Source organism: Candidatus Eisenbacteria bacterium, from assembly GCA_005893305.1.
Taxonomy (GTDB): Bacteria; Eisenbacteria; RBG-16-71-46; order SZUA-252; family SZUA-252; genus WS-9.
The window spans coordinates 134,482-148,617 of the sequence record VBOZ01000029.1 but is presented as its reverse complement, the minus strand read 5'-3'; the positions used below and the strand labels follow the sequence as shown (position 1 = coordinate 148,617).

The 14,136-nt window shown below is 66.8% G+C and carries 12 protein-coding genes and 1 pseudogene (1 of these 13 only partly in view); 1 reads left to right on the top strand and 12 read right to left on the bottom strand.

Going from position 1 to position 14,136, the window contains the following annotated elements; all coding sequences use genetic code 11:
* Positions 1-719, top strand: a pseudogene (locus E6K79_09320) (class I fructose-bisphosphate aldolase); it begins 233 nt to the left of the window's first position.
* A 195-nt stretch (positions 720-914) separates the two neighbouring features.
* Here the strand turns inward: E6K79_09320 and E6K79_09315 are convergent.
* The 12 genes from E6K79_09315 to E6K79_09260 are packed head-to-tail and all read right to left on the bottom strand — an operon-like array spanning position 915 to position 14,111.
* Positions 915-1,532 carry a hypothetical protein gene (locus E6K79_09315; protein TMQ63829.1) on the bottom strand — a complete coding sequence of 206 codons (618 nt, stop codon included), beginning with the start codon at positions 1,530-1,532 and terminating at the stop codon, positions 915-917.
* A 10-nt stretch (positions 1,533-1,542) separates the two neighbouring features.
* On the bottom strand, positions 1,543-2,424 hold the full coding sequence (locus E6K79_09310; GenBank protein ID TMQ63828.1) for a protoheme IX farnesyltransferase: 882 nt from the start codon (positions 2,422-2,424) through the stop codon (positions 1,543-1,545).
* Complete coding sequence (locus tag E6K79_09305; GenBank protein TMQ63827.1) at positions 2,405-3,328, bottom strand: heme A synthase; 924 nt, start codon at positions 3,326-3,328, stop codon at positions 2,405-2,407. The genes E6K79_09310 and E6K79_09305 overlap by 20 nt, the downstream gene beginning before the upstream one ends.
* Before the next feature lie 41 nt (positions 3,329-3,369).
* Positions 3,370-4,935 carry a cytochrome c oxidase subunit I gene (gene ctaD / locus E6K79_09300; protein ID TMQ63910.1) on the bottom strand — a complete coding sequence of 522 codons (1,566 nt, stop codon included), beginning with the start codon at positions 4,933-4,935 and terminating at the stop codon, positions 3,370-3,372.
* A 54-nt stretch (positions 4,936-4,989) separates the two neighbouring features.
* Positions 4,990-5,781 (bottom strand): cytochrome c oxidase subunit II, encoded by a 792-nt coding sequence (gene coxB, locus E6K79_09295; protein TMQ63826.1) that lies wholly within the window; start codon positions 5,779-5,781, stop codon positions 4,990-4,992.
* The gene (locus E6K79_09290; protein TMQ63825.1) at positions 5,705-6,718 is read right to left on the bottom strand and encodes a c-type cytochrome; all 1,014 of its coding nucleotides are present in this window, start codon (positions 6,716-6,718) and stop codon (positions 5,705-5,707) included. Before E6K79_09290 ends, coxB begins: the two co-directional genes overlap by 77 nt.
* A complete protein-coding gene (locus E6K79_09285; GenBank protein ID TMQ63824.1) occupies positions 6,715-7,938 on the bottom strand; it encodes a molybdopterin oxidoreductase in 1,224 nt (407 codons plus the stop codon). The genes E6K79_09290 and E6K79_09285 overlap by 4 nt, the downstream gene beginning before the upstream one ends.
* On the bottom strand, positions 7,935-8,564 hold the full coding sequence (locus E6K79_09280; protein ID TMQ63823.1) for a cytochrome c: 630 nt from the start codon (positions 8,562-8,564) through the stop codon (positions 7,935-7,937). Before E6K79_09280 ends, E6K79_09285 begins: the two co-directional genes overlap by 4 nt.
* On the bottom strand, positions 8,557-9,096 hold the full coding sequence (locus E6K79_09275) for a DUF3341 domain-containing protein (GenBank protein ID TMQ63822.1): 540 nt from the start codon (positions 9,094-9,096) through the stop codon (positions 8,557-8,559). The genes E6K79_09280 and E6K79_09275 overlap by 8 nt, the downstream gene beginning before the upstream one ends.
* On the bottom strand, positions 9,089-10,468 hold the full coding sequence (locus tag E6K79_09270) for a hydrogenase (protein TMQ63909.1): 1,380 nt from the start codon (positions 10,466-10,468) through the stop codon (positions 9,089-9,091). The genes E6K79_09275 and E6K79_09270 overlap by 8 nt, the downstream gene beginning before the upstream one ends.
* A gap of 20 nt (positions 10,469-10,488) precedes the next feature.
* Positions 10,489-13,608: a 4Fe-4S dicluster domain-containing protein gene (locus E6K79_09265; GenBank protein ID TMQ63821.1), complete on the bottom strand. Its 3,120-nt coding sequence runs from the start codon at positions 13,606-13,608 to the stop codon at positions 10,489-10,491.
* Entirely contained in the window at positions 13,596-14,111 is a 516-nt protein-coding gene (locus E6K79_09260) for a cytochrome C (GenBank protein TMQ63820.1), read from the bottom strand. The genes E6K79_09265 and E6K79_09260 overlap by 13 nt, the downstream gene beginning before the upstream one ends.
* Positions 14,112-14,136: the final 25 nt, after the last annotated feature.

The window sequence follows — 14,136 nt, the reverse complement described above, 5'->3', positions numbered from 1 at the left end:
ACGATCCCCGATATCACTTCGACCTGGCGATCGAGGCGGGCTGCAACGCGTACGCCGCCCCTCTCGGATTCCTGGAGGCGGGCGCTGCCGAGTTCGCCGGCGAGATCCCGCTCATCCTGAAGCTCAACAACCACGACGTGCTGCACGACGAGAAGGACCCGTTGTCGGCGGTCACGGGGAGCGTCGGCGAGGCGCTCCGGCTCGGCTGCGCCGCGATCGGATTCACGATCTACCCGGGCTCCGCGATGGCGGGCCGCATGTACGAGCAGATCCGGGCGCTCGCGGAGGAAGCGAAGCGGGCAGGCCTCGCGGTCGTCGTCTGGTCCTATCCGCGCGGGTCCGGGATCAGCAAGGCGGGCGAGACCGCGATCGACGTGGTCGCGTACGGCGCGCAGATCGCCGCGCAGCTCGGGGCCCACATCCTCAAGGTGAAGCAAGAGGCGCGGAAGGCGTACGAGAAAAACGCCATTCCGATCGGCACCCTCGCCGAGCGCGTCCGCCACGTGGTCCAATCGTCGTTCGACGGCCGGAGGATCTTGATCTTCTCGGGCGGAGCCAAGAAGGAGAATGACGAGGAGATCGTGAACGAGGCCCGCGCCATCCGAGACGGCGGCGGCTTCGGGTCGATCATCGGCCGGAACTCCTTCCAGAGGAGAAGGCCGGACGCGCTCAAGCTCCTTCGCCGCATCATGGCAGTCTACGCGGGAGAGACTCCCTAGGCCGTCGTAGCGCTTACCCGTCAGTGCCCCTCGGGCCTCGCCCCCGTCAGTGCCCCGCCGGCCTCGCGCGGAGCCACAAGGCGAACAGGAACCCCAGCGCCCCCAGCCCGACGCAAGCCACCAGGATCAATGTGAGTGCGATGCGGTTCTTGGTCCTCGTGGCGCGCGCGGCGCGAGCCTCGGGAGATTCCTCCGTCAATTGGCCGCCGCGGCCGGAACCGGCAGGCCCTTCTTGGGATCGCGGGGGAAGAGCGAGTAGTTGAGGATGATCTCGTCCACGTCCTGTGGGAAGCGGGGCGAGAGGGCGAAGTAGACGGGAAGGTCCCGCGTCTCCCGCGGGCCGAGCGACTGGTCGTCGAAGCAGAAGCACTGGATCAGCTGGAACTCCTTCGCGGCCTCGACCGGAACGATCGAGTGGACCGCGCGAAAGTAGACCGAGTCGTCGCTCATATTGGTGAAGCGGTAGCTCAAGCGCACCGGCTTCCCGGGATGAATCGAGAGCGCCGGGGTCGAGGGTCCGAACCGGACCGGGAGGCCCGAGCCCGCCACCCCCATGAACTTCACCCGGATCTCCCTGCCGAGGATATTCCCTGTCGTGCTCGACATCGGCGTGACGATCCCGCCTCGCGATCCCAGGCGGCCCGGCGTCGATGCCCCGCCCCGGAACGCCGCCTTCCCCGATCCGGAAAGGCCAAAGCGCTCGCAGAAAAGCTGGAAGAGCGGCACGTTGGCGTAGGCGAACGTGAACATGAGCAGGACGAACGCGCCGATCCCGATTCCCAGCACGGCGTTCGATGGGCGCATTAACTTCAACTTGTAACTCCTAGATATGAAGTGGGATACGCCAGATCGCGTCGGCAATGACTCCGAGGAAGAGCACGAAGAGGTAGACGATCGAGTAGGCGAAGACGTTCCATGCCGACGGCACGGTCGCCGCGCGGCGCGCGCGCACGGCCTTCCAGATAAAGACCCCGCCGCAGGCGGCCGCGACGGCCGCGAAGATCGCGCCCCCCGCGTGCATCAGTGGCATCGCGAGCGTGAGGACGACGAGCGCGATCGTGTAGAGCTCGATCTGGCGGTAGGTCTCGGCCTCCCCCTTCACGATCGGAAGCATGGGAATCCGGACCAGGCGGTAGTCCTCCTGCAAACAGAGGGCAAGCGCCCAGAAGTGGGGCGGGGTCCAGAGGAAGATGACGAGGAACAGAAGCACCGGCGCGAGGGCGATGCCGCCGCTCGCCGCGGCCCACGCGATGACCGGGCCCATGGCCCCAGCGGCTCCCCCGATCACGATGTTGTGCACGGTGCGGGGCTTGAGCCAGAGCGTGTAGAAGAATCCGTAGAAGACGATCGTCCCGAGAGCAAGCCACGCGCTCAGCGGATTCCCCACCCACCAGAGAAGGACCACCGACGCCGCCCCCACGCCAATCGCGAAGGTGAGCGCGCCGCGCTCGGAGACGCGATGGAGCGGGAGCGGGCGCCTCTTCCGCGTGCGGGCCATCGCGGCGTCCAGATCGCGGTCGAAGTACTGGTTGAACGCGTTCGCCGAGCCCGCCGTCAGCGTGATCGCGAAGAGCACGAGCGCGAATCGAGCCGGGTCGCGGAGGAGCGAGCCCTCGACGACGAGCCCCGCCACCGCGGTGATCATCACCAGGAGCACGATCCGGGGCTTCGTCAGCAGGATGTAGTCAAGCACGCTTGAGCTCATAGGCCGCCGTCAGGAGTGTGCCGAAGAGGGCGAGCGCCGTGCCTAAGTGCGCCGCACTGACCGGAAGAGGCACGCGGAGCACGACGTTTGCGATCCCCAGGAGGACCTGGACCGCAAGGAGTATACCCGAGAAGCGGAGCGGCCATCGGGCCCGCGGCGGGAGGTGAGCCGGGGCCGCGGCCACGAGGAGCCACAGGACGATCACGACGATCGTGTAGGCGCCCAGCCTATGGGCGTAGTGGATGCCGACCAGCCCGGTCATCGGAGGGAGCCACGAGCCCTGGCACGTGGGGAAATCGGGACAGGCGAGCGCCGCGCCGGAGGATGAGACCCAGGCGCCGAGCCCCGCCTGTAGGAAGACCGCCCCTGCCGCGAGATGCGCCAACCGGCCGAGGAATCTGGCTCGCGGATCCGGCGCAGGCGACGGCGCGGGCGCGGGCCGCCCAGGCCCCGCCGCCGGCGGCGCGGGCGACTCGGTGACGCGGAGGGCCATCACGAGCAGGATCGCGAAGAGCGTGAACGCGAGGAGGAGATGCGCAACCACGCGGTCGACCGGCAGCTCCTCCAGGACCACCCTCGCGCCCATGAACACCTGAAGCGCGAGCGTGATGAGCGCCGCCACCGTCAGGACGCCGAGACTCCGCCGGTACTCGCGCGACCGGAACACGACGATCGCGATCGCGAGCATCAAGAACGTGACCAGCATCGCGATCACGCGGTGGCCGAACTCGATCAGGACGTTGGGATGCGCGGGCGGGATCAGCTTCCCACCCGCGAGCGGCCAGTCGGGGATGGCGAGGCCCGAGCCGCTCAGCCGCACGACGCCGCCCCAGATCACGAGGACGAAGACCATCGCGAGCGTCGCGACAAGGAGGCTGGGCAGGCGGCCGGATCTATCTTCCATCGACAACCGAGGGCGCCGCGAGGAAGGCGGCGCGACGGCTCCTACCGGATGACCGGAATGCGGTGGAAGTTCTCCGCCGGGGGCGGCGACTCGATGGTCCACTCGAGGGTGCGGTTGACGTCGGCGTGCTCCCAGGGATCGGCGGGCGCGCGGCGGCCCTTCCAAAGGCTCAAGAGCATGTTGATCACGAAGATGAGCATGGCCACGCCCAGGATCGCCGCTCCCGCGCTCGCGATGTGGTTCAGCATCGCGTACTGGGGCTGGTATGTGTAGATGCGCCGCGGCATCCCCAGCATGCCCATGAGGTGCATCGGCATGAAGGTGACGTTCATGCCGATGAAGACCAGCCAGAAGTGGACCTTGCCCCAGAACTCGTTGTAGAGGCGGCCCGAGATCTTCGGGAACCAGTAGTAGAACCCGGCGAAGATCGCCATCAGCGATCCGCCGAAGAGAACGTAATGGAGATGGGCCACGACGAAGTACGTGTCATGCACCTGGACGTCGAACGGCACGAGCGCGAGCCAGATGCCGGTGATCCCGCCGATCGTGAAGAGGGCGATGAACCCGAGGCCGTAGAGCATCGGCGTGCGGAACCGGATCGAGCCGCCCCAGATCGTGGCGAGCCACGACCAGATCTTGATCCCGGTCGGCACCGCGATGACCATCGACGCGAAGCTGAAGAAGCGGCGCAGCCCCGGGTCCATTCCGGTCGCGAACATGTGGTGGCCCCACACCAAGAAACCGATCAGGCCGATTCCCAGCGTGGCGAACACCATGCCCTTGTATCCGAAGACGTGCTTGCCGGAGAACGCGGGCAGCACCTGGGAGATCATCCCCATCCCGGGCAGCACCATGATGTAGACGGCAGGGTGTGAGTAGAACCAGAAGAGGTGCTGCCAGAGCACCGGATCTCCTCCCGCCGCCGGGTGGAAGAACGCGGTGCCGAACAGGCGGTCGGTGAGGAGCATGGTCAGGGCGCCGGCCAGGACGGGCGTCGCGACGAGGATGATCGACTGCGTGATGAGGACCGTCCAGCAGAACAGAGGCATCTTGAACAGCGTCATGCCCGGGGCCCGGAGATTCAGGATCGTGACGACGAAGTTGATGCCGCCCAGGATCGACGACATTCCCGCGAGATGAAGCCCCAGGATCCAGAGATCGACGCCCGGGCCCGGCGAGTACTGCCGGTCGGTGAGCGGCGGGTAGCTGGTCCATCCGGCCGCCGCCGCGCCGCCCTGAAGCCAGATGCTCGCCAGCATGAGGCAGCCCGCGGGCACCAGGAGCCAGAAGCTGAACGCGTTGACGCGCGGGAAGGCCATGTCGCGCGCGCCGATCTGGAGCGGGACGACGTAGTTGCTGAGACCGGCCATGATGGGAATGGTCCAGAAGAAGACCATGAACGTGCCGTGGAGCGACATGATCTGGTTGTAGAGCTCGGGACGGAGCACGTGGAGCCCCGGCGACGAGAGCTGGGCGCGCATGGCCATGGCAAACGCCCCGGCGAGCACGAAGAAGAACGTGGAGAGCCACATGTACATCACGCCTATCAGCTTGTGGTCGGTCGTGAGGAGCCACTTGAGGATCCCGGTCCTCGGCTTGGGCTCCATCTTCGCGCCGGTCGGTACCGCGTGGGCGCCGACCATGGTTCCCGCTTCCATCGCCTAGGCTCCCTTCTTCTTCTGCTCGAGCCAGCGCGCGAACTCTTCCGGGCTCACCACGTTCACGGTGATGAACATCTCACCGTGAAGGACCCCGCAGAGCTCGGCGCACTGCCCTTTGTACGTTCCCGGCTTCTCGACCTGGAACCACGTGTGATTCACGCGGCCGGGATTGGCGTCCATCTTGACGCCGAACTCGGGCACGAACCAGCTGTGGATCACGTCGATGGACGTGACGTTCGCGGCCACGATCTTTCCGTACGGAACGACGAGAGGCTCGTTCGCGAAGGCCACTCCCTCGCCCGGATAGCGATATTCCCAGAACCACTGATGCCCCACGATCTCGATCGTGAGGTCGGACTTCGGCACCGTCTCGAGATACTTGAGCGTCGTGAAGCTGGGTCCGGAGAGGATGACCATGGCCAGCGCCGGGATGGCGGTCCAGACGATCTCCAGCTTGACGTTCTCGTGGAACTTGGCCGCTGGCACGCCCGGCCGGGCGCGGAATCGGATCACGGCAACCAGGAGGATGAGCTCGGCGAGCAGGAAGAAGAACATCGTCACGCCGAAGGCTTTCCAGAAGAGCTCGCGCGTCTCGTGCGCCACCGGCGTGACCGGGTTCACGAGCCACGCCCACGCCGTGCCCGCCGTGGCGAGCGCCGCCAGGACGCACGCGGCGGAGGTGAGGAGAATTCGATTCCGGCGGCTTCGAGTCATGTCAGCTCCCGCTTCGCGCCGCGAGCTCGAGGCGCGCGTGCAGCTTCTGGGTGTAGGCGTAGAGGTCGCGCACGTCATCGCGCGACAGATCGCCGTTCGCCGGCATGACGAAGCCGGGAATGCCCGATAGTGTAACCCTCTCGAACGCGGCGGAGTTGGTCGTCCAATCGCCGCGCGCGTCGCCGAGGCTCCGCGTGGCGACGTAGGCGTAAGGCGCCGATCCGAGCATCCGCACCCGGACGCCTCCCTGGCCGGCCGCTCCGTGGCAGGACGCGCAGCGCTGGGCGTAGAGATCCGCGCCGGGACCCGGCTCCGGCGTGACAGCGGCGCCGATCGGGGGCTCGGCCTCCGCGAGCGCGGCGATCGCCCTCTCGATCGGGATCGACGGGCCCGCCGGAGTCGTTCCGGCCGCCACTCCGGTCGAGGAAGCCTCCGCGCCGCCGCCTTTGGGCTGACCGGCCGGCATCAGCCAGGCGAGATCCTCGGGCTTGTCCTCCTCGGGCTTCGGGGAGAGCGATCGTTCGTGGTGCGCCACCGCGATGCGGTCCTCGAGCGGGAGCGTCGTGAACGAGGCCATCGCGGTACCCGGGGAGCCTTCGCTGATGGTGCGGACCACCCGGGCGAGCCCGCCGCCGAATTTCCAGTAGCCTTCCGTGAAGTTCCGCGGCTTCGGGTTGAGCGCCGCCGCCGCCGGGCCGTCGCCGTGACCGGTGTTCCCGTGGCAGGAGGCGCAATTGATCTGAAAGACTGTCTTCCCGCGGGCGAGGAGCTCGGGCGTCGGCTTGAGGAGGCTCGAGACGTCGACCTTCGCCGCCGGGGTCGCCATCCCTCCCTCTCCGGTGCCGTGGCCCCCGCCCTTCGCCGACTGCATGCCGGCCATGTAGGCGAGGGTCGCCACGACGGCCAGGATGAGGCCGGTGACGAAGAACTGAGCCTTCGCCAGGGCTGAGGATACGGCGGCGTCGGCCGCTGGACCGGTGTCGGGCGAGCCGTGCGGGGTGGGCTCGTGGCTCATCCGTGGAACCTCACGCTCGATTCGAATTGGGGATCACCGGCGGCCGCGACCGGGTGGCGCGAGAAGAACCGGACCAGACACAATCCGAAGAGGCCGAGGAAGCCGAGCGTGATTCCGATCTCGGTCCATCCCAGAACGACCGCCTGGGGCGAGAACGCGGGCAGGATCAGCCAGTAGAGATCGACCCACTGGCCGATCAGGATGCACGCGGCGACCGTCAGCAGCACGATCTCGTTCTCCTTCATTCTCTGATGCAGGAGCGCGAAGAAGGGGATCACGAACTTGAGCGTCCCAAGCGCGATTCCAACCCCTCCCCACCCGGTGAACGTCCGGTGGATCATGTACTCGATCTCCTCCGGGAGGTTCGCGTACCAGATCAGCATGAACTGGGAGAAGGCGATGTACATCCAGAAAACCGAGAAGGCGAACATGTACTTGCCCAGATCCCAGTAATGGTACCGGTTGATCACCCCGTTCAGCGCGCCCTGGCGTCGCAGGAGCACGACGACGATCGTGATCGCCGCGAGCCCGCTCTGCCAGAGCCCGGCGAAGCAGTAGACGCCGAAGATCGTGCTGTACCAGGTCGGCTCGAGGGACATGAGCAGATCGAAGGCGGCGATCGTGACGGTCAGCGCGAACAGGAGGATGAACACCGCGGACACCTTAATGCTCGACCTCGTGAGGTTCGGATCGCCGGTCTGGTCCTGGCGGATCGAGTTTCGCACGAAATACCACGAGAAGAGGCACCAGAGCGCGAGGATGACGATGTTCCGTGCCGCGAAGAAGGGCGTCGAGAGATACCGCCCCTTCCAGGGATCGAGAGCATGCCCCCCCTCGGTCGCGAGCTGGGTCGACCACACGTAGAGGTGCGGAATGCCCAGGAAGAGCACCAGGAGGAGGAGGAAGGCCATCGGGAGGTACGAGGAGAATGCCTCTGCCACGCGCCGCACGACCACGCTCCACGTTGCCCCGACGAGGTAGTGGAGCGCCGTGAAGAAGGTACCGGCCAGCCCCAGCGCCATGAAATACCAATACCCGATCAGGAACGCGGCGTACGCGCGGGTCGGATCGGAGCGGATCTCGATCACGAACGTCCCGACCCCGAGCAGGAGAAGCAGGCCGAACATCGCGCGGACGCCGAGCGGCACCGCGATCGGCTTGACCCGATCCCGGAGCGTCTGGATGGTCACGGCTTGCGCCGCCGACTGGGCCGCGCTCATGGCTTCCCTCCGGTCGAGTCCGCGGCACCGGCGGTGCCGGCCAGATCCGACGGCAGGGGCCGGTGCGACCGCTCGAGCGCGCGCACGTAGTCGATCACCGCCCACCGATCCTCGGGCAGAATCTGAGACGCGTAGGAGGGCATGAGATTCTGGCCCACCGAAATGACGTGGAAGATCCGCCCGTCCGGCCATCCGCGGACCTTGTCCGAGTGGAGCGTCGGCGGCATCGGGAAGGGCGGAACGATGTAGCCGTGGCCATCCCCCTGCGGTCCGTGGCAGACGACGCACGTCGTCATGTAGACCCTCTGTCCGCGCTCGAGCGTCTCGGCGGTTCGCGGGAGGGGATTCTGAAGCTCCTGCTGGGCGATGAGGCTGTCGGCCGGCGTGTACCGGTACGGCGTGTAGCCTCTCGGCACGGTCCCCTCGACCGGGTTTCGCATGACGGACATCCCGGGGCGGAGCGGATCCTCGTGCTGCGCCCCGACCCGCGCCTGATAGGCCATGTCGGGCATGTACTCGATCGCGGTCTCCTGCTTCTGGTGGGAGCAGCCGGCCGCCGCCATCGCGATCAGCGCGATTCCCGCCGCGCCGGTCATCCTGCCGCCCCACGCCGCGCGCCTAGACACGGAGCACCCGAATGTCGACCGCGCCGGTCGGCTTCAGCACCATGAAGATCCTTCCCTCGTTCCAGTCGGGACCGACCTCGGGGATCCAGAGCCCGAAGCGGTCGTTCGTCAGATCGCGATCCAGGATCGGCTTGCCGTAATTCGGAAGACCGCAGGCCACGAAGAGCGCCGCGAGCGTCATCGTCCCGCCGAGAAGCACCCCGCACTCGAAGGTGATCGGGATGAAGGCCGGAAGGGAGATCATCGGCTTCCCGCCGACGTTGATCGGCCAGTCGTAGGCCGAGGTCCAGATCATGAACGTCAAGCCGAGAGCCGCCCCGCTCAGGCCCATGACAAGCGTCACCCACGGCACCCACGATTTCCGGATTCCGAGCGCTTCGCTAAGGCCGTGCACGGCATACGGCGTATACGCGTCCATCCCTTGAAATCCGTGCTCCCTCGCCCGCGTCGCGGCGTTCAGGAGCGAATCAGGGTCGGCATAGAGCGCGAGCACGCCGCGCGTGGCAGCCGGCTTCGCGAACGGGTTAAACATGGACCTTCTCCTCGGCGCGGGCCGGGGCCGGGGAGGCTGCCTTCTTCGCGTTCCAGAGCACGCCCTTCACCTCGGCGATCGAGATCGCCGGGAAGAAGCGGCAGAAGAGCAGGAACCACATGAAGAAGAACCCGAACGAGCCCACGATGACCGAGTAGTCGAAGATCGTCGGCTTGTAGTACGACCACGCCGTCGGGATGAAGTCGCGGTGGAGCGACGTCACGATGATCGTGAACCGCTCGAACCACATTCCGACATTCACGAGCAGCGAGACGACGAACATCATCGGGATGCTGCGGCGGAGTTTTCTCACCCAGAAGACCTGCGGCGCGAGCACGTTGCACGAGACCATGATCCAGTACGACCACGCGAACGGCCCGGTGGCGCGGTTCAGGAACGTGAACTTCTCGAACGGGTTCCCGCTGTAGAGCGCCACGAAGAACTCGGTCGCGTACGCGTAGCCGACCATCATTCCCGTGACCAGGATGATCTTGTTCATGTTCTCGAGGTGGTGGAGCGTGACGTACTCCTCCATGTGGAACACCTTCCGCATGATGACGAGGAGGGTGACCACCATCGCGAAGCCCGAGAAGATCGCCCCGGCGACGAAGTACGGCGGGAAGATCGTCGTGTGCCAGCCGGGAAGGATCGAGGTCGCGAAATCGAAGGAAACGATGCTGTGCACCGAGAGAACGAGCGGCGTGGAAAGGCCCGCCAGCATCATGTAGGCGCGCTCGTAGTGCTGCCAGTGCCGCTCCGAGCCCGTCCAGCCCAGCGACGCGATGCCGTAGATCGCGCGGCGCCACCCGGTCGAGCGGTCGCGCAGGGTCGCGAAGTCCGGAATCAGCCCCGTGTACCAGAAGCAGACCGAGATCGTGAGGTAGGTCGTGACCGCGAATACGTCCCAAACGAGCGGTGAGCGGAAGTTGACCCAGAGGTGGCGCCAGTTGGGGTACGGCACGAGCCAGTACGCGAACCAGGTCCGCCCCAGGTGAATGAGCGGGAACATGCCCGCCGTCATGACCGCGAAGATCGTCATCGCCTCGGCGGACCGGTTGATCGCGGTGCGCCACCTCTGGCGGAAGAGGTGGAGGATCGCCGAGATAAGCGTCCCAGCGTGCCCGATGCCGATCCAGAAGACGAAGCTGGTGATGTCGACGGCCCACCCGACGGGATGGTTCAACCCCCAGATCCCGATCCCCTTGTACATCTGGTAGCCGATCTCGGCGACCCACTGGAGCGTGAGAAGGAGGGCGATGCCAAAGAAGATCTTCCAGAGGGCCCCGGGCTTCCGCTCGAGCGGAGCCGCGACCTCGGCCGAAATGTCCGAGAACGACTTCTTGGGATTGATGAGCGGCGGCTCGCCCAGGATCGCCGTCGCGGCGTTGTCGCTCACGAGGACGTCTCCTCCCGGTTCCGAACCTTGGTCTGGTACGTGATCGAGGAACGCGTATTGAGCTCGGAGAGCACGTGGTATCCGCGGTCGCTCTTCGCCAGCTGGGCCGCGCGGCTCTTCGGATCGTTCAAGTCACCGAAGACGATCGCCTGCGTCGGGCAGGTCTGCATGCACGCGGTCTCGATGTCGCCGTCCTGGACCGGCACGCCGAGCGCCTTCGCGTGCTCCTTGCCGTCCCGGATGCGCTGCACGCAGAAGGTGCACTTCTCCATCACGCCCTTGCTCCGGACCGTCACGTCGGGATTCAGGACCAGCTGGAGCGATTTCTCTTTCGGGTGGCTGTAGTCGAACCAGTTGAACCGGCGCACCTTGTAGGGGCAGTTGTTGGAGCAGTACCGCGTGCCGACGCAGCGGTTGTAGATCTGGATGTTCAGCCCTTCGCTCGAGTGGACGGTCGCGAGGACGGGGCAGACTGTCTCGCAGGGAGCGTTCTCGCAGTGCTGACAGAGCATCGGCTGGTGGACGCTATCGGGATTCTCGGCGTCGCCCGAGTAGTAGCGGTCGATCCGGATCCAGTCCATCTCGCGGCCGCGGAGCACAATCTCCTTCCCGACCACCGGCACGTTGTTCTCCGAGCGGCACGCGACCATGCACGCGCTGCAGCCGATGCACGCGCTCAGATCGACCGCCATCCCCCACTTGTGCCCCTTGTATTCGTGGCGGGACCACATCGAGGGAAGATGCTCGGGCTCTTCGTTCCCGGAACGCGGGTCGCGAAGGAATTCCGTGAACGTCGTCTCGTAGATGATCGGCCGGTGCTCGGTGAACTGGTGCCCCTGCACACAGGCGAGCGGTGCGATGCGGCCCGTCTTCGCGATCCGGACCGGAATCCCGGTCAAGCCGATGCGGCCGCCCGTCGCGACCGCGAGGGCAAAGCCGTTCTGGCCGACCTGGTTCCCGACGCGGCCCGCCGCGGTGCGGCCGTACCCGATCGCGATCGCCACGACGTCGGGATGAAGCCCCGGCTGCACGTGGACGGGCAGATCGAACTTCGCATGGCCCGCGTCGATCGTGACGACGTCCGCCTTCATCTCGTAATCCGAGACACCGAGCGCCTTCGCGCGCGACGGCGAGATCGAGACATAGTTGTCCCAGGTGATCTTGGAAACCGGATCGGGCAGCTCTTGAAGCCAGGCGTTGTTCGCGTTCCGGCCGTCGTAGAGGGTTACCGGCGTGTAGAGCACAAGCTGGAGCGATCCGTCGCCCTCCGGCCGCTTCGCCGCTGAGAGCGCCTGGAGCGCATCGTTGCGGAACGGCCGCGCCGTCGCGGCGGCCCCCTTCGCCAGCACCAGCACACCCTCCCGAAGCACGCCCTCCCAGAAGAGCTCGAACGGCGCCGCCGCGTTCGCCTTCGGATAGACGTTGGCGCGCCAGCCGTCCTTTAAGTATTGGTGCCAGGTCCCCGACGTCGCCGCGAGCGACCCCTTCCCGAGCGCGCGGCCCCACGCCAGGAGCGTCTCCTGGAACGGGCGAAGATCGTAGAGGGGCGAGATCGTGGGCTGGGTCAGCGAGAGAATTCCGGGCCGCGGCTCGTGGTCGTTCCACGACTCGAGCGAGTGCGTGTCCGGCGCGATCACGTCGGCGCCGGCCGCCGTCTCGTCCACCCGATCCGCGAAGCTCGCGACGAACGGAACGCGCTTCAAGCCATCGGTGAAGCCGACCGCGGCCGGGAGCGTGTGCGCCGGGTTGACGCCGTGAATGAGGAGCGCGGCGACCTCGCCGGCCCGCATGCGCTCCACCAGGCGGAGCACCGCCTCCTCCGAGCCCGCGGCCTGCCGCGAAGGCTGGGAGCTGTCGACCGTGACGCCCTCGTCTCCGAGCGCGCTGTTCAGCAGATTCACCGCGACCTGGAGCGCCACCGCCTGCTCTGCGGGCGCGGCCTGGGGTCCGGCGAGCACGAGACTCCTCCCGCGGGCCCGAGCCAGCTCGTCCGCGACCTTGGCGAGCGTCCCTTCCTCGAGGCCCGCGCTCTTCTCCACCGACTCGGCCGCAAATGGGCTGACCGCGGCGACCATGGCCGCGTTCGAGGAGAGGGGCGAGCGGGGATTACGCACGAGCAGCTCGTGGGCCAGGGCCATCGCGACCGGATAGAGGTGATCCGGCCGAACGCGGAGGTGCGTGTCGGCATTGGTTCCGGTCAACGAGAGGATCGGCTCGATCGCGATGAAGCGCGACATCGTTCCCGCCTCTGGCTTCCGGCGGCCCGAGAAGTCGCGCGCGAACTCGACCGGAGAGAGGAACGTGCCGAGGGGATCCGCCCCGAAGGTGACCAGGACGTCGGCCTGGTCGAGCCGATACCGCGGGATGATCCGCCCGCCGTAGCAGAGCTCCTGCGCCTTGGCGAGCGCGTCGGAGGAGACGGCGTCATAGACCACGTGCTCCGCGCCCTGGAACGCTCCGAGGAACGATTGGATCAGCGCGAGCGTCGTCGGGCTCACGATGGTCCCGGTCAGGAAGACGAGCTTGCCGCCGCGGTCCCGCGCCTCGCCCAGGGCTTTCGCGGCGCGGCGGTCGATCTCGCTCCAACCGGCCGCCGATGTCGAGCCCTTCGCCCGGTCGACGAGCAGCGGACCGCGAAGGCGATCTGGATCGTAGAGGTTGAGGATCGATGACTGGCCGCGCGCGCAGAGGGCGCCGCGGCTCATCGGGTGCGACTTGTTCCCCTCGATCTTGATCGGCCTTCCCTCTCGGGTCTTGACGAGGGTGCCGCAGGCGGCGGGGCAGTCGCTGCATGTGGACGCGAAATAGATCGCGTTCCCCGGAGAAAGCTCTTCCGGCGCCTTGACGTACGGAAGAATTTTCTCGACCGGCTTGCGCGCGCATCCCGCCGCGGCGAAGGCGGCGCCGGCGCCGAGGAACTTCAGGAATTCCCGGCGGGACGGGAGCTCGCTCTCCTCTTCCTCGGACGGCGTGAAGAACTCGCGCTCGCGCAGCTCCGCGACCTCGGCCGAGCCGCGCAGCTCGGCGAGGGTCGACCAGTGCTTGGGCGGCGCGGAACCGGCCGGCTCAGGTATCTCGTTCGCCTTCACGTCCGGTCCCCCGTTCACATGTGACATGTATTGCACTCCGTGGACGCTTTGTTCAGCCGGTGGCAATCGATGCACCAACCCATCTTCAAGCTGGACACTTGGCGCACCACATCCATCGTCTCGATGGGGCCGTGGCAGGTTTGACACGCGATCCCTCTGGCAATGTGCCAGCGATGGCTGAAGTAGACGTAGTCGGGGAGCCGGTGGACCCGCACCCACGGCATCGGCCTATTCGACTGGTAGTAGCTCGTGACGAGCTGGATGGAAGGGCTGTCGGTGCGGACCACCAGGTGGCAGTTCATACACACGTTTCCCGCCGGGACGGTGGCGTGGCGGGATCGCTCCGCGTTGGAATGGCAGTAGAGGCAGGGGATTTTCCGCGTGCCGGCATGCAGCTTATGGCTGAACGGCACCGGCTGCTTCGGCGCGTACCCGACGTTGCTGAACGCGTCGAGGAACGCCCATCCGCCGAGGCCCAGGAGGACGACGATGAGGAGGGGAATGACTCCCTGTTTGATCTGGAGGGACACCGGTGCCGGCTACGCCTTCCCCATG